This is a genomic window from Microvirga sp. 2MCAF35 (genome assembly GCF_052115545.1).
GTDB lineage: Bacteria > Pseudomonadota > Alphaproteobacteria > Rhizobiales > Beijerinckiaceae > Microvirga.
The window spans coordinates 45,444-63,629 of the sequence record NZ_JBFRGW010000027.1 but is presented as its reverse complement, the minus strand read 5'-3'; the positions used below and the strand labels follow the sequence as shown (position 1 = coordinate 63,629).

Annotated in this window: 18 protein-coding genes; 4 read left to right on the top strand and 14 right to left on the bottom strand. The window is 64.4% G+C overall.

Translation table 11 applies throughout. From position 1 onward, the window contains the following. Positions 1-721: 721 nt before the first annotated feature. The 5 genes from AB4097_RS14640 to AB4097_RS14620 form a co-directional block, all read right to left on the bottom strand. On the bottom strand, positions 722-1,288 hold the full coding sequence (locus AB4097_RS14640; protein WP_442040757.1) for a MarR family winged helix-turn-helix transcriptional regulator: 567 nt from the start codon (positions 1,286-1,288) through the stop codon (positions 722-724). 57 nt (positions 1,289-1,345) lie between these two features. Further along, the gene (locus tag AB4097_RS14635; protein ID WP_442040755.1) at positions 1,346-2,176 is read right to left on the bottom strand and encodes an ABC transporter permease; all 831 of its coding nucleotides are present in this window, start codon (positions 2,174-2,176) and stop codon (positions 1,346-1,348) included. Continuing rightward, positions 2,176-2,955 carry an ABC transporter ATP-binding protein gene (locus AB4097_RS14630; protein ID WP_442040753.1) on the bottom strand — a complete coding sequence of 260 codons (780 nt, stop codon included), beginning with the start codon at positions 2,953-2,955 and terminating at the stop codon, positions 2,176-2,178. Before AB4097_RS14630 ends, AB4097_RS14635 begins: the two co-directional genes overlap by 1 nt. 33 nt (positions 2,956-2,988) lie before the next feature. Then, positions 2,989-3,993: an ABC transporter substrate-binding protein gene (locus tag AB4097_RS14625; RefSeq protein WP_442040751.1), complete on the bottom strand. Its 1,005-nt coding sequence runs from the start codon at positions 3,991-3,993 to the stop codon at positions 2,989-2,991. Between the two features lie 663 nt (positions 3,994-4,656). Beyond that, positions 4,657-6,228 (bottom strand): glucan biosynthesis protein, encoded by a 1,572-nt coding sequence (locus AB4097_RS14620; RefSeq protein WP_442040749.1) that lies wholly within the window; start codon positions 6,226-6,228, stop codon positions 4,657-4,659. 644 nt (positions 6,229-6,872) lie between these two features. Here AB4097_RS14620 and AB4097_RS14615 point away from each other — a divergent pair. Then, positions 6,873-8,027 (top strand): type III PLP-dependent enzyme, encoded by a 1,155-nt coding sequence (locus tag AB4097_RS14615; RefSeq protein WP_442040747.1) that lies wholly within the window; start codon positions 6,873-6,875, stop codon positions 8,025-8,027. A gap of 187 nt (positions 8,028-8,214) precedes the next feature. Further along, positions 8,215-8,787: a GNAT family N-acetyltransferase gene (locus AB4097_RS14610; protein ID WP_442040745.1), complete on the top strand. Its 573-nt coding sequence runs from the start codon at positions 8,215-8,217 to the stop codon at positions 8,785-8,787. 7 nt (positions 8,788-8,794) lie between these two features. On the opposite strand, the gene AB4097_RS14605 is transcribed toward AB4097_RS14610, so the two are convergent. After that, on the bottom strand, positions 8,795-10,024 hold the full coding sequence (locus AB4097_RS14605) for an MFS transporter (RefSeq protein ID WP_442040743.1): 1,230 nt from the start codon (positions 10,022-10,024) through the stop codon (positions 8,795-8,797). Between the two features lie 244 nt (positions 10,025-10,268). Here AB4097_RS14605 and AB4097_RS14600 point away from each other — a divergent pair, with 244 nt between their 5' ends. Together AB4097_RS14600 and AB4097_RS14595 are read left to right on the top strand one after the other, a co-directional pair. Continuing rightward, positions 10,269-11,696 carry a homospermidine synthase gene (locus AB4097_RS14600; RefSeq protein ID WP_442040741.1) on the top strand — a complete coding sequence of 476 codons (1,428 nt, stop codon included), beginning with the start codon at positions 10,269-10,271 and terminating at the stop codon, positions 11,694-11,696. A gap of 42 nt (positions 11,697-11,738) precedes the next feature. After that, positions 11,739-12,077, top strand: a complete 339-nt coding sequence (locus AB4097_RS14595; RefSeq protein WP_442040739.1) for a hypothetical protein — start codon at positions 11,739-11,741, stop codon at positions 12,075-12,077. A gap of 281 nt (positions 12,078-12,358) precedes the next feature. Here the strand turns inward: AB4097_RS14595 and AB4097_RS14590 are convergent, their stop codons facing one another. The 8 genes from AB4097_RS14590 to AB4097_RS14555 all read right to left on the bottom strand — a co-directional run bounded on the left by AB4097_RS14590 (position 12,359) and on the right by AB4097_RS14555 (position 18,109). Beyond that, positions 12,359-12,880 (bottom strand): DUF2937 family protein, encoded by a 522-nt coding sequence (locus AB4097_RS14590; protein WP_442040737.1) that lies wholly within the window; start codon positions 12,878-12,880, stop codon positions 12,359-12,361. A 12-nt stretch (positions 12,881-12,892) separates the two neighbouring features. Further along, a complete protein-coding gene (locus tag AB4097_RS14585; RefSeq protein ID WP_442040735.1) occupies positions 12,893-13,171 on the bottom strand; it encodes a hypothetical protein in 279 nt (92 codons plus the stop codon). Between the two features lie 8 nt (positions 13,172-13,179). After that, positions 13,180-14,184 carry a WD40 repeat domain-containing protein gene (locus AB4097_RS14580; RefSeq protein WP_442040733.1) on the bottom strand — a complete coding sequence of 335 codons (1,005 nt, stop codon included), beginning with the start codon at positions 14,182-14,184 and terminating at the stop codon, positions 13,180-13,182. A gap of 80 nt (positions 14,185-14,264) precedes the next feature. Beyond that, positions 14,265-15,227: a CobW family GTP-binding protein gene (locus tag AB4097_RS14575; RefSeq protein ID WP_442040730.1), complete on the bottom strand. Its 963-nt coding sequence runs from the start codon at positions 15,225-15,227 to the stop codon at positions 14,265-14,267. A 156-nt stretch (positions 15,228-15,383) separates the two neighbouring features. Then, the gene (locus AB4097_RS14570) at positions 15,384-16,301 is read right to left on the bottom strand and encodes a metal ABC transporter substrate-binding protein (RefSeq protein ID WP_442040728.1); all 918 of its coding nucleotides are present in this window, start codon (positions 16,299-16,301) and stop codon (positions 15,384-15,386) included. 25 nt (positions 16,302-16,326) lie between these two features. Continuing rightward, positions 16,327-17,193, bottom strand: coding sequence for a metal ABC transporter permease (locus AB4097_RS14565; RefSeq protein WP_442040726.1), 867 nt, complete (start codon positions 17,191-17,193; stop codon positions 16,327-16,329). Positions 17,194-17,203: 10 nt separating this feature from the next. Then, entirely contained in the window at positions 17,204-17,950 is a 747-nt protein-coding gene (aztA, locus tag AB4097_RS14560; RefSeq protein WP_442040724.1) for a zinc ABC transporter ATP-binding protein AztA, read from the bottom strand. 3 nt (positions 17,951-17,953) lie between these two features. Beyond that, entirely contained in the window at positions 17,954-18,109 is a 156-nt protein-coding gene (locus AB4097_RS14555; protein ID WP_442040722.1) for a hypothetical protein, read from the bottom strand. Positions 18,110-18,186: the final 77 nt, after the last annotated feature.

Sequence of the window (18,186 nt, the reverse complement as noted above, 5' to 3'; positions counted from 1 at the left end):
TCATCGCTCGGCTACAAGCCACCCGCACCCGAGGTAGTGCTATGGCCGGCTGCGCAACCCAGACCAGCTCCGCAGGCCACACCCACCGTAGCCCCACGACCCATCATGCACTAACATTAACCCCGTACCACCTCGCGGGGGCTGGCCACCAAAGGTTGCCCCTGCGATCACATTGCGGAACCTTCCTGGACTACAGCAAGGTGAAGCAGAAAACCTCGTGCGGGCGAGCGTAAGCCGTGCACATTCCGAGCTGTCGCCTTTTGTAGCCCTTTTCGGGCGGCTCCTTGGAGCCAGCCGGCCTATCTACCGTGCACGCGCTGAAGCGAAGGTTGAGGGTGTTACAGCCCGTCGGGAGGCCCTCCTCACGCACAATCCTATCGCCCATACTGTCAGGGTGGTGTTCTGGCGAGATGTTATAGATTAACGCCTTTGAAGGTTAAGATGTCGAGTCGTGGGAACATTCATGACCAAGCTATGAGCTTTATGGCCGCTGACCAGCAGATTTCGGCATGAGTTCAGCGAGTGCCAGTGCCGGAATTATCGCCAAGCGACGAGGTGGTGCTCGACAAACCGGTACTTGGGCATCAGATCGAAAATGCTCTAGCCGCTTGCTCGACCCGATACGAATGTCCGCCTTGTAAGACCCTCGTGCGCCCTTCCGGAAGCGAAACATCGGAACAATTCTGAAGGGGAAAACCCACTTGTGAGATTGATCCTCTCATTAGGCGGTTGCCGCCAATTCCGGCTCTCCGGCGGCTTCCAACCCATCCACCTCGTCGTCGGCCTCGAAGCCGGTCTGATCGGCCCCGGTGAGGCCTGCGAGGTTCTTGGCGGCCTTGCGCAGCAGCTTGCGCAGGCGCTTGCGGTCCTTGTTGTCGAAGCCCTGGAGCAGCTCGCCCTCGACTTCCTCCCAAAGGGCGTCGATGGCGGCGGCCTTGCGCTTGCCTTCCTTGGTGAGCTTCACGCGAACGACCCTGGCATCGCCGGGTTCGGTGTGGCGTTCCACCAGCTTGAGGCTGGAAAGGCGGGACACCGTCTTGGACGCGGTCGGCGGGCGCACGCGCAGGATGGCCGCGAGTTCCCCCATGGTCATGGGACCGGCATTGTTGAGGGCCTGGAGAACCTGCTCCTGGCCGGCGAAGAGGCCGAGTTCCGAGAGCTTGTCGCCCGTACGGCTTCGATGCAGGCGCGAGGCTTGAACCAGAGCCCATCCGACGCTCTTGATGCCCGGATGCTTGTTGTCGGTATCCATGGTCCCTCGCTTTTCGAAGCTTTTCGAGCGTAGCATGGCTCTGACTCATGACGGTACGATGACAAGCCGGCACATTATTAACAGGCTAAAGGATCAGACGTCCCTGGGAACTGCGCTTTCGTGCCAGCGCCGGAGAAGCACGTGGTTGAGCGCGGCCAGGGCCAGGAACAGCCCGATTCCGGCCGCGGCCAGAAGAACGAGAGCCGCAAAGAGGCGCGGAATGTTGAGCCGGTACTGGCTCTCGATGATGCGATAGGCCAGCCCCGAGCCTGCTCCTGCCGAGCCTGCGGCCATCTCGGCCACCACGGCGCCGATCAGGGACAGGCCGCCCGCGATCCGCAGGCCCGCCAGAAAGGCCGGGAGCGCAGCCGGACGGCGCAGGTACCACAGGGCCTTCAAACGTGCCTTGAGCCGCGCGAAGGCGCCTCGCGACACGGGGGCCCCGTAGAGCTCGAACAGCTCCATGAGGTTCCGGTCCACGGATTGCAGGCCGAGCATCGTGTTCGACAGAACCGGAAAGAACGCCACGAGCCACGCGCAGGCCAGGACCGCCACATCCTGCGGCATGTAGATCAGCAACAGGGGCGCGATGGCGATCACCGGCGTGACCTGGAGCACGACGGCGAACGGATAGAGCGAATACTCGACGATCTGCGACAGGCTCAGCAGCACCGCTAGACCCACGCCGCCGAGAACCGCGAGGACAAGCCCCGCGAGGGTGGTCTCGAGCGTCGTCAGGAGCGAGGCTCCGAGCAGAGGCCAGTCGGCCACCATGGTCTCCGCAATCACGCTCGGCGCGGGCAGGATGTAGGGCGGAATGCCCTTCAAGCGCACAGCGGCTTCCCACGCGGCGATGGCCGCCGCGAAGACGGCAAGCGGCAGAACGATCTTCGCGAGATTGCCTTGCGGACGAACGGGCGCCATCAGAGCCGCTCCCCGGCTGTCTGGCCGAGCAAAAACTCAGAGATCCGTCCGCAAAGCTGCGTATAGCTCGCGCTGGTGCGAAAATCCTTTGCGCGCGGTCCGGGTGACAAGCCTTCGATCTCGGCGACGACGCGCCCCGGACGCGGAGATAGGATCGCAATGCGGCTCGACAGATACGCACTCTCGTAGACCGAATGGGTCACGAACACGATCGTGCAGCGCAGCTCGCTTTGCAGGCGCAGCAGATCGTCGTTGAGCCTGAAGCGGGCGATCTCGTCGAGGGCGGCGAAGGGCTCGTCCATGAGCAGCAGCCGGGGCTTCAGGGACAGGGCTCTGGCAATCGACACGCGCATCCGCATGCCGCCGGAGAGTTCGCGTGGATAGGCCTTGGCGAAGTCGCTCAGGCCGACGAGGGCAAGGCTCTCGGCAATGCGGTCCTGCGCATCGCGCCTGGATACGCCACGAAGGCGCAAGGGGAGCCACACATTGTCCGCCACATTCGCCCAGGGCATCAGCGTCGGGTCCTGGAACACGAAGCCGATCTCGCCGCGATGATCGTTATTGTGCGAACCCGGCCAGGTCACGCGTCCTTCCGTCGGCTCTGCGAGCCCCGCGATGAGGCGCAGCACCGTCGACTTGCCGCATCCCGACGGGCCGAGCAGGGAGATGAACTCGCCCGCGCGGATGTCGAGATCGAAGCCGGCAAGAGCCGTCACGCCGCTGGAGAAGATCTTCGAGATCCCCTGGAGAGAAACAAGCGCGGGCGCGGGTTGCATCATGGGTGCGGCGACACGAAACGCGTCGATCTCCTCTTACTTCTTCAGGTTCAGCCCGACGCCCTTGTTCACGAACCGGAGCGTATAGGCCTTCCTGTAATCGAGATCCGCCTTGAAGAGGCCGGCCTTCACCATCTTGTCGAAGAAGTCCTTCATGCGCGCATCCGTCATGGCCCCGATGCCGAGCTGTCGCGTGTCGCCGGAATCGACGATGCCGTATTTCTTCATCTTGGCCTGGGAATAGTCGAGCAGTTCGTCCGTCATCTCCGGATTGTCGCGCTTGATGAGTTCCTTCGCCTTCGTGCTGTCGCCGTAAAGATAATTGTACCACCCGATGGTCGAGGCATCGACGAAGCGCTGCACGAGATCGGGTTGTGTCTCCACGACCTCACGGCGCGTCTCCACGGTGGTGGAATAGGTGCTGAAGCCGTAATCGGCGAGCAGGAACACGTTGGGCTTGAAACCCGCGGCCTTCTCGATGGTCAGCGGCTCGGAGGTGACGTAGCCCTGCTGCACGGAGGCCTTGTTGGCGATGAAGGGGGCCGGGCTGAAGCCGAAGGGCTTCACCTGCTCGTCCTTGAAACCGTACTCGGCCTTCATCCACTGGAAGAAGGTGGCGACGCCGTCCTTGGACAGAAGGATGTCGTTCGACTTCTTCAAATCCGCAAAGGTATCGAGCCCCTGGCCCGGATGGCTCAGGAGCACCTGCGGCTCCTTCTGGAAATGGGCCGCGACCACGATGGTGGGAATGTCCTTCTCCACGGCCGAGAAGGCCTGGATCATGCTGCCGCCCATGTAGAAGTCGAGCTTGCCGACCGTCATGAGCATGCGGTTGCTGGCGCGGGGCCCGCCCGGCGCGATGGTGACCTTGAGGCCGTACTTCTCGTATGTCCCGTCGGCCACGGCCTGGTAATAGCCGCCGTGCTCGCCCTGCGCGATCCAGTTGGTGCCGAAGGTCACCTCCGTCAGCGGCTGCTGCGCCAGGGCGCTTCCGCTCAGGCAGGCCGCAAGCGCTCCCGTGATCCAGGCGTTCAGCTTCATCGGCATTGACCCTTTCGCTCAGGCCGCTCGTCGGCCGCGTCAGCTTCTGCGCGGTTCAGGAAGGCTTGGCAAGGTCTTCGTGCCTCCTGACGAGAGGATGGCAAGTGCATGTTGATCGGTCCATGTCAAAGAGCCAGCGGTTTGGGGCCCGCAGCTTGCGCTGCGAGCCTTTCAGGTTCGAGGGAGGGCGCGAGAAGGCGTCCGGCTCGGTGTGAATTCAGTGAAGAACCCGACGGCTCCTCGCGCACGGTTCTTTTAGGCGTTTAGACTTGGACCAGCGCAAGACTGCCAAGGGCCTCCGGCCACAGGTTTGCGAGGCCTGCGACCGGACCGTTCCCCACCCCACAACTGCGACGCCTCGCGAGCGCGCCCCTCGTCAGGTGAGGATGCGCAATGATATAGCCAAGGTTGAGCCAGCTGTCAAGAACAAAGTGAGAACATGTCTCTGCCCTGACCACCTCTCTACGTCATCACCGGCCTCGTGCCGGTGATCCCGATTGACTGAAACGCCGCGCTTCACAGCATCGGGATGGCCGGCACAAGGCCGGCCATGACGTGATGAGCGCTCATCCCCTCTCCCACACGGGAGAGGGAGAGACGGCGCGCCTCACATGATCGAAATGGCTACAACAAGCCCGGCCATGTCACCGATGTCGAAGTGGATCACTCCACCGCCCAAGGGTAGGTCCAGGTTTCCGTCAGGGCCTTGTTACCGGCGCGCAAGAAGGCGCGCAGGTCGGTGGATTGGCCTGGCTCCAGCTTCACGTCGATGGCCGCCCTGAAGCCGTTCGTGTGGCTGTTGGGCATGATGAAGGTGTTGCTGATCTGCCCGGCCGAGGTGGAGGGGACGATCTGCACCTGCTCTGGAGCGCCGAGATAGTAGGCCAGGTTGCCGCCCGCGAAATCGATGATGAAGCGGCGGTGCCCCTGGTCGCTCGGCGCGTTCGATCCGCTGGCGCGGGGAGGCGTCTGGAAGGTGTTGATCACCTTTCCGCCCGTATGCATGGCGCCGATCGCCGACAGGGCCCGCAGGCGATAGGACAGGACGATCTCCTGTCCCGGCTCGAACGGCCGGTTCGGCTGCCAATAGGCCACGATGTTGTCATGGGTTTCGTCCGGCGTCGGAAGTTCGACCAGCTCGACCCAGCCCTCGCCCCATTGCCCGATGGGCTCGACCCAGTAGCCGGGGCGCTGGTGGTAATAGGCTTCGATATCCTGATAGTTCTCGAACACCCGGTCGCGCTGCATCAGGCCGAAGCCGCGGGGATTGTTGTCGCTGAAGGACGAGATTCTCTTGCGGGTCGGGTTGCTTAAGGGACGCCAGATCCATTCGCCTGCGCCGGATTGTATGAGAAGTCCGTCCGAATCGTGGATTTCGAGGCGGTAATCGTCCGTCGGCTTCCGGTCGTTCTCGCCCTCGAAGAACATGGATGTGAGGGGGGCGACCCCCACATTGGCGATGGTCTGGCGCGGGAACAGCGTTGCCGTGACGTCGAGGGTCGTTTCCTTCGACGGGTAGACCTCGAACCGGTAGGCGCCGGCGACCGAGGGGCTGTCGAGGAGGGCATAGATGATGGCCCGCTCGTCGTTGGGCTTGGGCATCTCGATCCAGAATTCGCGGAAATGCGGAAACTCCTCCGCTTCGCCGCCTTCCACGTTGATCGCGAGGCCGCGCGCCGAGAGGCCGTATTTCTGACCGGCCCCGAGGAAGCGGAAATAGCTCGCACCCAGGAAGGCGATCAGCTCGTCGAAGACCTTCGGGGTGTTCAGGGGGTAATGGAGGCGAAAGCCCGCAAAGCCGAGATTGACCGGCAGCGGCCGCTCGATCTTGTTGCGGCCGTAATCGAACAGCTCCCGCTGGTAGGGGATCGGCGTCGGGACGCCGTCGCGGATGATGTTCACCGTCACGGGCTGCTGGTAGAGAAAGCCGGGATGGAAAAGCTGCATCCGGAACGGCCCGTTGCCGGAGCCGAGGAGAGCCTTGTCCGGGCGGAAGCGGATGTCCCGGTAATCGTCGAAGCTGAGCCGGTTGAGGGGCTCGGGCAGCTGCACGTTCGGCGCCTCGTAGGGCACGGCCGCGAGTTCCCGGGCCCGGCGCACCACGTCCTCATAGCGGAAGGGATTGGGCGCCGGCACGCCGTTCTGCTGCTGGGCCCAACTCTGCCGGTTCAAGGCAGGCAGCGCGGTGGCTGCGAGCAGGCTTTGCAGGAGGATGCGGCGGGACAGGTTCGTCATGGCTGCGGAACGTTCTCGACTGAAAGTGAAAAAATGGCCGGAAGTCAGACCTTTGAATATGGGCCCGGATCGTCTTCCGTGTACCTGTCGCGCTTAATGGAGCCTGAACGGTGATGCGGGCAAGACACAGGTCCCGGCAGGGTTAAAAAAATCCTCGGAGGGGTCCGAAAAGGTCTTGTGATCCCCGGCGAATATGCTTATCTCCCGCTTGCCCAATTTCGCACGTGCCTGTGGTCGCGTGCCGGTTGGTGGGCATCCGGACAAGAGGCCGGACAGCCGCCCGAGAGCGTCCTAGCTTTCGATACCCCTAACCGGCAGCCGGAGGCGAAAACCGGCGCACCTCGTTCTCAACGGGGGACGCGACTTAAAGCAACGACGAACGGGCTTTTTTGGTCTCGTTGGCCCTCCAAAGGTCAACACCGAAGAGGCTTGTTTATCATTGCCAGGCGTGCGGATGGAGTATCCCCATCCAATCCAAGGCAGCATCGTCGGGTGAAGAACCCATCGCCGCTTCTCGTGTCTCCATCGCACGAAGCGGGATGTCGTCTTCCCTCGCTGACGCCGGACGGCAGGACATCCTGATCGTCTGAACTTCAATCCGGAGGCTTGAAGACCTCCATTGAACCTTTGGTGGGGAGAGCGCCATGACTCAGCGCATCCGTGAATTCCTGCGCAACCGACGTGAGGACGGCCCGTGCGTGGTCGTCGACCTCGAGGTCGTGCGCGACAACTACTCCAAGTTTGCCCGTGCGCTCCCCGACACGCGCGTGTTCTACGCCGTGAAGGCCAACCCGGAGCCGCAGGTGCTGAAGCTCCTGGCCGAGCTCGGCTCGTGCTTCGACACGGCGTCCGTGGTCGAGATCCAGCTCGCGCTGGATGCCGGCGCGACGCCCGAGCGCATCTCCTTCGGCAACACGATCAAGAAGGAGCGCGACATCGTGCGCGCCCTCGAGCTCGGCGTGCGCCTCTACGCGGTCGATTGCGAGGCCGAAGTCGAGAAGATTTCTCGCGCGGCGGCCACGGCCGGCATCGATGCATCCGAGGTCAAGGTGTTCTGCCGCATCCTGTGCGACGGCGCCGGCGCCGAGTGGCCGCTCTCCCGCAAGTTCGGCTGCGTGCCCGAGATGGCCGTGGACGTGCTGGAGCATGCCTATCGTCAGGGCCTGGAGGCTTACGGCGTGTCGTTCCACGTGGGCTCGCAGCAGCGCAACACGGAAGCCTGGGATCAGGCTCTCGGGTCCGCTTCCGCGATCTTCCGTGAATGCGCCCATCGCGGCATCCACCTGTCGATGGTCAATCTCGGCGGCGGCTTCCCGACGAAGTACCTGAAGACGGTGCCTCAGGTGGAGGCTTACGGCGAGTCGATCTTCCGGGCGCTGTCGAAGCACTTCGGCAACCGCATTCCGGAGACGATCATCGAGCCGGGCCGCGGCATGGTCGGCAACGCAGGCGTCATCGAGGCCGAGGTCGTTCTCGTCTCGAAGAAGAGCCGCGACGAGGACGAGGTGCGCTGGGTCTATCTCGACATCGGCAAGTTCGGTGGTCTCGCCGAGACGATGGACGAGTCGATCCGCTATCCGATCCGCAGCGAGCGCGACGACGACCGCAAGGTGCCGTGCGTGCTCGCGGGTCCCACCTGCGACTCGGCCGACGTTCTCTACGAGAAGGAGCCCTACCTGCTCCCCGTCTCGCTGGAGATCGGCGACAAGGTGCTGATCGAGGGCACGGGCGCCTACACGACCACCTACTCGGCGGTCGCGTTCAACGGCTTCCCGCCGCTCAAGTCCTACGTGATCTGAAGCATTTTCCGCAAAAGTGGACCTCCGGTTTTGCGGAAGAAAATGCGTCGCTAAGAAAATCACGTCCCGCCTGTCTCGTTGAATGGGACAGGCATCAACCCCAACAGAGTTGTCCCGGACGGCCGGCTTGATTTCAGGCCGGTGCGAGGGCTGTCGCTCACCCCACGTGTTTTGGGAGGCCACGGCCATGATCACGATCCGCGAAGAAACCTTCCGCGATGTCGAGGCGCGCGAGGCTCTGCTCGATGCCTGCTTTGGACCCGCCCGGTTCGAGAAGACCTGCGAACGCCTGCGCGAGGGCAGGATGCCGGCCGACGGCCTGTCTCTGGTCATCGACCGGCAGGCTGAGATCATCGGCACGGTGCGCCTGTGGCACATCTCGGCCGGTCCGAACCGTCCGGCCCTGATGCTCGGGCCCATCGCCATCGACCCGTCCGTGCAGAGCCTCGGCCTCGGCGGCAAGCTGATGCGCGAGGCGCTCAAGCGCGCGGCCGATCTCGGCCATAAGGCGGTGCTGCTGGTGGGCGATGCGCCCTATTACGAGCGCTTCGGCTTCTCGACCGACAAGACCGGCTCCCTCTGGCTGCCGGGTCCCTACGAGCGTCACCGCTTCCTGGCGCTCGAATTCGAGACCGGCGCGCTCGATGGTGCGCACGGACTCGTGTCCGCCACGGGTGCTGTCGAGCAGAAGCCCGATCTCGGCGCTCTCGTGGCCGCCGCAGCGCAGGGCACGCTGGCGGGCCTTCGCCCGGCGCTCTGACGCCGCCTTATCCCTCCGAGGGCTGCAAGTGCGCGGCCCTCGGATTGGGCAGCACGAAGGTGATGGCAGCCGCCGCGATCATGTAGGCGGCAAACCCTAAGCAGATCGCTTCGAGTGTCACCTCCGCGTCGAACAGGAGGCCGATGGCGCCCGGCGTCGCGGCCGAGGCCACCACCATGATCGCGCCTGCGAGCGCGCGGATCTTGCCGAGATGCGTGGTGCCGAAAAGCTCAGCCAGGACGGCTGCGATCACCACGTTGGTGCACCCTGACGTCAAACCGATCAGGCCGAAGAACACGAGCGGCAGATAAGGGTCGTCGAACATGGCAAGAGTGATGGATGCCACCGTCATGCCGGCGAGGTAGAAATGGCTGAGACGCACGGCGCCGAAACGGTCGACGAAACTGCCCGCGCTCATGGCAACCGCGACGGATACCAGCGCGAAGAGCGTGATGCTGCTCGCCAGAAGCTCCAGCGACCAGCCCTTCACATCGGCGATGAAACGCTGATGGAAGAAGTACGCGGTCATGATGGCCGGATAGCCGATCATGGTGGGGATCAGCGCAAGAAAGCGCCAGTCGCGCAGGATGTCGCTCCAGCGCGGGCCGGCGCCGCTCGAGGCCTTCTGCCGGGCCGCTCCATCGAGGTCGGCATCCTTTCCCTTCAGGAGAATGCCGAGCAGCCAGCCGAGGCTCAGCGCGACGATGATCGCGAGCGCGGCGACACGCCAGGCACCCGTCCACCCGAAGGCTGCGATCAGTGCGATGGCGACGGCCGGCAGGGTCGCTTCGCCGGCCGGAAAGCCGAGGGCCGCCACGCCCAGGGCCCTGCCGCGCACGCCCTCGTGCAGGCGGGCCGTGCTCATCACCCCTGCGTGGCTGAGCATTCCCTGGCCGAAGAGACGCAAGGCGAAAAGGCTGAGGCCCAGCACGAGAAGGTTGGGCGCAAGGGACAGGCTGACGGCCGCCACCGTCAGGCCAAGCATGGCCGTGGTGGCATAGAGCCGGATATCGACCCGGTCGATGACGCTGCCGACCCAGATCATGAGGAGGCCTGACGACAGGGTTGCCACGGAGTAGATGGACCCGAAGGCGCCGTGCGTCAGGCCGAAGGCCTCGCGGATATTCGGGCCCGAAAGGGAGATGAAGAAGGTCTGTCCGAAGGAGGACAGGAACGTCAGCGCGAAGCCGAGGCCGATGACGCGCCAATGCTGCCTGACAAGATCGTGGAATTTCATCGGTCGGAGCCGGCTGAGAGACGAAGATCCGCGATCATGCAGCTCTGTTGCACGATGTCGAGGACGAAATGAGCATAACAGGGCCGTCGTCATGCGGCCTTCGCCATCCGCAAGGAAAATACCCTTCGATGCCTGCGAGGGGCCACAACCATTGACCCCGGGGGCTCCTCAATCCTAGATGCGCCCAAATCCGCCACTGGGCGTTTACCTTTTCCATCGCTGCTTTCCAAAGGAGACGGATCTGATGACCACTTGGCCCGTTCACGGTCGCATCACCGGCCCCATCGTCATGATCGGCTTCGGCTCGATCGGCCAGGGCACCCTGCCGCTCATCGAACGCCATTTCGAATACGACAAGAGCCGCTTCGTGGTCATCGATCCGCAGGAGAAGCACAAGGAGCTTCTGGATGAGCGCGGCATCCGCTTCATCCAGCAGGCCGTGACCAAGGACAATTACCGCGAGCTGCTCACGCCGCTGCTCACCGCCGGCGGCGGCCAGGGCTTCTGCGTCAACCTCTCGGTGGATACGGGCTCTGTAGATATCATGGAGCTGTGCCGCTCGCTCAACTGCTTCTACATCGACACTGTCAACGAGCCCTGGCCCGGTTTCTATTTCGACAAGAGCAAGGGACCGGAATCGCGCACGAATTTCGCGCTGCGCGAGATCACCATGGAGGCGCGCAAGCGCAATCCGGGCGGCACCACGGCGGTGTCCTGCTGCGGCGCCAATCCCGGCATGGTGTCCTGGTTCGTCAAGCAGGCCCTCGTCAACATCGCGGGCGAACTCGGGCTGACCTATGACGAGCCCAAGAGCCGCGAAGACTGGGCGCATCTGGCTCGCCAAGTGGGCGTGAAGGGCATCCACATCGCCGAGCGCGACACGCAGCGCGCCAAGTCCGAGAAGCCCATGGGCACCTTCGTGAACACCTGGTCGGTGGACGGCTTCGTGTCGGAAGGCCTGCAGCCGGCCGAGCTCGGCTGGGGCACGCATGAAAAGTGGATGCCGGAGAATGCCGGCACGCTCGGGCCCGACGCACAGGCGATCTACCTGCTCCAGCCCGGCGCCGCCACCCGCGTGCGCACGTGGTGCCCGACGCCCGGCTCGCAGCACGGTTTCCTCGTGACGCACAACGAGGCGATCTCGATTGCGGACTATTACACCGTGCGCGAGAACGGCAAGGCCGTGTACCGTCCGACCTGCCACTACGCCTATCACCCCTGCAACGAGGCCGTGCTCTCGCTGCACGAGATGTTCGGCAATGCCGGGAAGGTGCAGGAGGAGCAGCACATCCTCGACGAGAACGAGATCGTCGACGGCATCGATGAACTCGGCGTGCTGCTCTACGGCCATGGCAAGAACGCCTACTGGTACGGCTCGCAGCTCTCCATCGAGGAGACGCGCCGCATCGCGCCGTACCAGAATGCCACCGGCCTCCAGGTGACCTCCGCCGTGCTCGCCGGCATGGTCTGGGCGCTGGAAAATCCGAACGCGGGCATCGTCGAGGCCGACGAGATGGATTTCCGCCGCTGCCTCGAGGTTCAGATGCCCTATCTCGGCCCGGTGAAGGGGTACTACACGGATTGGACGCCGCTCACCGATCGGCCCGGGTTCTTCCCGGAGGACATCGACACCTCCGATCCGTGGCAGTTCCGGAACGTTCTGGTGCGGTAGCAAATGCGTCATGCCCGGGCATGACGGATGGAGTGAGCAGAGATGCCCCATTTCGAGGAATTCTATGCCGGCAAGCTCCGCGGCGGCCTTGGCGTCACGGATGCCGAGAGCGTGCTCGATCTGCGGGACGTCTCGCGGGAAAAGGCGGAAGCATCGATCCAGGACATGCTGGAGCGCAGCCGCTTCGCCGCGCCGAAATCGGTCGCCATCCGCCTCGATCCGCCGCCGGAAGGCGGCGGCGAGACCCTGTTCCAGCCGGTCGGCAAGGCTCTGCTGGATGCCAAGAAACGCGGCTGGATCGACCGGCTGCAGACCCTGCCGGCGCAGGACGGTTTGGGATTCTACGTGGTGTTGGCCGGAAAGCCGGAGCGCGGGGCTTAAGAAGGGGCCGCATCCGACTACATTTTAGAACGATGTCTTTATGGGACACTTACCTGAGCCCTCATCCTGAGGAGCGAAGCGTCTCGAAGGACGAGGGCGTCTCCAATGCACTCTGGACGATCCTTCGAGACGCAGCTTCGCTGCTCCTCAGGATGAGGACGGAGGGTATCGCAAGCGGGCTAGAGCATCGGACGTGAATTCGAACTCACGTCCGATGCTCTAAGTCTTTGTTTCTCGCATCTTTCCACGCAAAACCGGTACCCACTTTTGAGTTCGATGCTTTAGGCCGAAACCCTGGTAATCCGCCTGGGCCGACGCCACAGGCTGCGGATGAAGCCTGTTAGCAGAAGCACGCCACCCCATAGGGTGACAAAGCCGATCGCGGATGAAAGAATGCCCTCCTCGGTCACCGGCAAAGCCGGCTCGAAATCCCGATAGACCGCCTCCATCACGTCCCGGTCGCCGTCGCGCACCATCAGGGCGATACGGGCGAAGGGACCCGCCTGCACCATGGCGCCGCGATGGGTCTCCAGGCGGCCCAATCGCTCCACATTGGCCTGCATGGCCGCGCCCTGGCGGCTGACGAAATCGTCCGTGTTGGAGCGCAGGCGGGCGATGGCGCTCGCCTCGGTCTCGCCGCTGGCCTGTGCATCCGCATCGAAGCGCGCGATCACCTGCCGCAACTCGTCGATGGCGCCCCCGAGGCGCTGACGGTACTGCTGGCCGAATTCAGGCCCCTGCGAGGCGACGATGCCGCCGCACAGGCCCAATCCGAAAGCGACGATGCGGACGATTCTGGACAAGCTTCAATCCCTTCAAGGATCAAGAACCTTGACGATATCTTGTTCCACGACTTCGTCGAGGGACTTGGGGATTTTGAGCGCCCTGGTCTTCCGGCCCGGCTCCATCACCAGGATCACGGTCTCGATCCCGGGGCAGCCAGGGTCGTTGCAGGCGATTTCGTTGACCGCGAAGGCGGTGTCCGGCGTGGCCTGAAGGGCCGCGCGGGCGAGGTCCTTCACCCGGTCGACAGCCTGCCTGTCGGGCTTCGGCAGGCCGAACGTGCCTCTCAGGAAAGCGCCGAACAGGGCCACGGGCGATCTCACGGCAGGGTCAGGATGCCTGCCTGGCCGTCCTCGCAGCCGAAGGCGAGGCGCTTGCCGCCCTTGTCCCAGGCCATGGCCGTAATGCCGCTGTCCTTGACGGCCGGGCGGACCAGAAGCTCCGAGGCGTCGTTGAGGCGGATGAGCAGGATGCAGCCGTCCTCGTAGCCGACCGCCAACACGAGGGTGTTCGGGTGAAAGGCCACCCGGCTCACCTTGGCCGGACGCACGCCGCATTCCCGCGGCGCCTTGCCCATAGGGCCTTCCTTCGATTCGAAGGGCCAGATGATCGCCGCTTCGGCCCCGGAGGTGGCGAGCCACTTGCCGTCGCCCGACCAGGACAAGGAGCGCGTCTTCGACGGATAGCCGCTCATGCGCATGTGGCCCTTGTCGGGGATGAGCCGCCAGCCGTGCAGCGCGTTCTCCTGCATGGAGGTCACCACGAAGCGGGCATCGGGCGACCAAGTGATGTCGAGATGGGAGCCCTTCCATTCCAGGGGTTCGGGCTTGGCATCCACGTTGGGGAACCAGAGCGTCGCGCCGTTGTAATGGGAGATCGCCAGCCGGTAGCCCTTGGGCGCGAAGGCGAGGCCGCGGGCCGCCGAGGGAACCTCGAGAATCTTCTCCCGCCCCTTGTCGTCGCGGGCGATCACGCGCTTGCCGACGCCATAGGCGAAGGCCCCGCCCGCATTGATGGCGAGCGAGTCGATCCACGCGCCCTTGGTTTCCGCAAGGGTCTTCGTGGATCCGTCGGCGCCCGTGACGGCGACGCGGCCGTCGTCGCCGCCGGTGACGAAGCGCTCGCCGTCGCTGGCCGCCACCAGCACGCCCGCATCCGGATGCGCTTCGACGCGATGGCTCTCGCCGTCCTTGGCCAGGAGAACGCCGCCTTCGCCGAGGCCGAAGGCGGCCGTGCCTTTCAGCCAGCCGATGGCCGTGACATGCGTGCCTGCCGCGAGAGGCGTCACGTTCTGGGTCAGGGACGGAGCGGTTCCACTACTCATCAAAGCGATTCCTTCATGCGCGCTGCCATATAGCATCGGACCCGCAAGGGGACACCTCTTCAGGTCCGATTCCGCAGCCGTCAGGCCGCGCAGGCCAGGAATCCTTCCTTGATCGCCTTTTCGTTCAGGTCGCGGCCGATGAAGACCACCTTCGAGGTGTGCTTCTCGCCGGGCTTCCATTCGCCCTGCACGTCGCCGTCGAGGATCATGTGAACGCCCTGGAAGACGAAGCGCTTCGGCTCGTTCGGGAACGCCACGATACCCTTGCAGCGCAGGATGTTCGGCCCCTCGACCTGCGTGAGGTTCGAGATCCAGGGCATGAACTTTTCCGGATCCACCTCGCCGTCGATGGCGACGGAGACGGATTGCATCTCCTCGTCGTGGTGATGGTGGTGGCCTTCCTCCAGGAAGTCGGGCTCCAACTCGATGATCCGGTCGAGGTCGAAGGCCTTGCGGTCGAGCACCTCGGAGATCGGGATGGCGCAGTTCTGGGTGCGGTGGACCTTGGCGTAGGGGTTGATGGCGCGGATGCGCGCCTCGACCTCCTCCAGTTCCGTCTCGGAGACGAGATCGATCTTGTTGAGGATGATCACGTCCGCGAAGGCGATCTGGTTCTTCGCCTCGGGCGCGTCCTTCAGCCGGTCGGACAGCCACTTGGCGTCGGCGACGGTCACCACGGCGTCGAGGCGGGCGGTGTCGGAGACGTCCTGGTCCATGAAGAAGGTCTGGGCCACGGGGGCCGGGTCGGCCAAGCCGGTGGTCTCGACGATGATGGCGTCGAACTTGCCCTTGCGCTTCATCAGCCCGTCGAGAATGCGGATCAGGTCGCCGCGCACGGTGCAGCAGATGCATCCGTTGTTCATCTCGAACACTTCCTCGTCGGCGCCGACGACGAGCTCGTTGTCGATGCCGATCTCGCCGAACTCGTTGACGATCACGGCATATTTCTTGCCGTGCTGCTCGGTGAGGATGCGGTTGAGAAGGGTGGTCTTGCCGGCGCCGAGATAGCCTGTGAGGACAGTGACGGGAATCTTGTCGGTCATCGCGATAATCCGCAACTTTCATCCTCCCCTTGAGGGGGAGGATCGGCCGAACAGGCCGAGGTGGGGTGGAAACACCAGACTGGGTGAGGTTGCGCTGCCACCCCACCCCGGAGCGCTTACGCGCTCCGACCCTCCCCCTCAAGGGGAGGATGGCTTTCAGCTCGACAGAGCCGCGCTGAAAGCCCTTATATTGTGTCTCATCATATCAATGTAAGTGGCAGCAGGGCCGTTCTCGTTCGAGAGCGCGTCGGAATAGACCCGTTCTCCGATTCTAGCGCCTGTTTCCTGGGCTATGCGCTCCATCAGGCGGGCGTCCGAGACGTTCTCCACGAAGACGGCGGTGATCTTCTCGCGCCTGATCTGCTGGATGATCCGGGCCACGTCCTTGGCGGAGGCCTCCGATTCCGTCGAGACGCCCTGAGGGGACACGAAGTCGATGCCGTAGGCCGCCTCGAAATAGCGGAAGGCATCATGGGAGGTGATGAGCTTGCGCCGCTCGGGGGGGATCTTGGCGACGAGGCCTTTCACCTCCGCGTCCAGCCCGTCGAGCCGGTTGAGATAGGAGCTGGCATTGGCCTCGTAGACCGTCTTGCCGGCTGCGTCGGCGGCGATCAGGGCATCGCGGATGTTGGCCACGTAGATCTTGGCGTTGCCGATGTTCTGCCAGGCATGGGGGTCGGCACCACCATGATCGTGAGCATGGTGATTGTCTTCGCCGGACAGGGTCTTGATGCCCTTGGCGGCTTCGACCTTCACCGCCTTGGTGCCCGAGGATTTCACGAGGCGGTCGATCCAGCCCTCGAACTTCAGCCCGTTGGTGAAGACGACCTTCGCTTCGGACAGGCGCCGTCCGTCGGCGGGCGTCGGGGAATAGACATGCGCGTCGCCGTTCGGGCCGACGAGGGTCGTCACCTCGACGCGCTCGCCGCCGACATTGCGCACCATGTCGCCGAGGATCGAGAAGGTTGCGACTACCTTCAGCTTCTCGACATTCTGCGCAACCACCGGCAGCGACGAGGCGGCAAGGGTGAGGCATCCTGCCAGAAGGGATACGGCAGCTCTTCGCGTCAGCATGGATCTTGATCCTTGATGAGGAGGGTCAGGCTTCCAGATGCCTGCCGGGCCATGCGAGCCACAGCAGGCCGTCCTCGCGCCCGAGCACGAGGGAGATCACGTAGACGGCGCCGGCCGAGAGGATGATCGCCGGTCCCGCGGGCAGCTCCGCATGGAACGAGAGCAGGAGGCCGCTCAATCCGGACAGGATGCCGATGGCGATGGAGACCAGCATCATCATGGTGATGTCGCTGGTCCAGAAGCGCGATGCGGCGGCGGGCAGCATCATCATGCCGACGGAGAGCAGGGTTCCGAGCGCATGGAAGCCTCCGACGAGGTTCATCACGACGAGCCCGAGGAAGATCAGGTGCGTCGGCGTGCCGGCACGGCTCACGGAGCGCAGGAAGATCGGATCAACGCATTCGAGCACGAGCGGCCGGTAGAGCACCGCGAGGGCCAGAACCGTGATGGTCGAGATGGAGGCGAGCAGCAGCAGCGTGCTGTCGTCGAGGGCGAGCACCGTGCCGAACAGCACATGGAGCAGGTCCACGTTCGAGCCGCGAAGCGACACGATGGTGACACCGAGCGCCAGGGACAGCAGGTAGAACGCCGCGAGCGAGGCATCCTCCTTCAGGGAGGTGAAGCGGGAGACGAGGCCCGCCGCGACCGCGACGATCACGCCCGCGAACAATCCGCCGACGGTCATGGCCGGCAGCGACAGTCCAGCCACGAGATAGCCCACGGCCGCGCCGGGCAGGATCGCATGGGCCATGGCGTCGCCGGTCAGGCTCATGCGGCGCAGCATCAGGAAGACGCCCACGGGCCCGCCGCCGAGCGCGATGGCGATCACGCCCACGAGGGCGCGCTGCATGAACTCGAATTCGGAGAACGGCGTATAGAACAGGTCGAGCATGAGCGGTTCCCTACGCGACGTTGCGGTGGCAGATTTCCGCGTGCGGATCGTAGGCCTCGACCATGCGCCGGGCCTTCAGGAGATTCTCGGGGTTCAGCACCTCGACCGTCTCGCCCCAGGCCACCGGCTCGCGGGCGATCAGCAGGGTCTGCGGGAAGGCGCGCCTGACCATGTCGAGATCGTGCAGCACGGCGACGACGGTGCGGGCTTCCGCATGCCAGCGGCGCACCAGATCGAGCAGGTCGGCGGTCGTCTTGGCGTCGATGGCCGTGAACGGCTCGTCGAGCAGGATCACCGGGGCATCCTGGAGGAGAAGGCGCGCGAAGAGCGCCCGCTGCATCTGTCCGCCCGACAGGGTCGAGATCGGGCGCCGCTCGAAGCCGGTCAGCCCCACGGCCGCCAGGGCCTCGTCGATCCTGGCGCGGTCCCGCCGGGAGATGCCGCCGAAAAGGCCGGTGCGGGACCAGAGGCCCATGGCGACCAGATCGTAGACGGAGAGCGGAAACGACCGGTCGATCTCGGCGGCCTGAGGCAGATAGGCGATGCCCGGGGAGGCATGGCAGCGGATATGGCCTTCGAGGGGCTTGAGCGTGCCGACGATGCCCTTGAGCAGGGTCGACTTGCCGGCCCCGTTGGGGCCGACGACCGCCATCAGGCAGCCGGAGGGGATCTCCCCATCGAGGTGATGCACGGCGGGCCTGCGGCCGTAGCCCAGGGTCACCTCATCGAAACGGACGGCGGCCGATGCTGCGGACATGCGTTACCCCATCACGCCAAGGACCAGCACCCACAACCCCGCCAGCAGGACGGCCGTTCCGGCCAGACGCTGCCCGACCGAGAGGCGCAGGAGCGAGAAGGTCGGAGCGGCGGCAATCGCCCGATGCTCGTGGGAATGATGGTGATGGCCATGCGACATGGCCCCTACATAGACCGGATCGGCTGCTATTTCCAGGGGCGTATAGTATTTTATACGCCCCCATCAAACGTATGGTT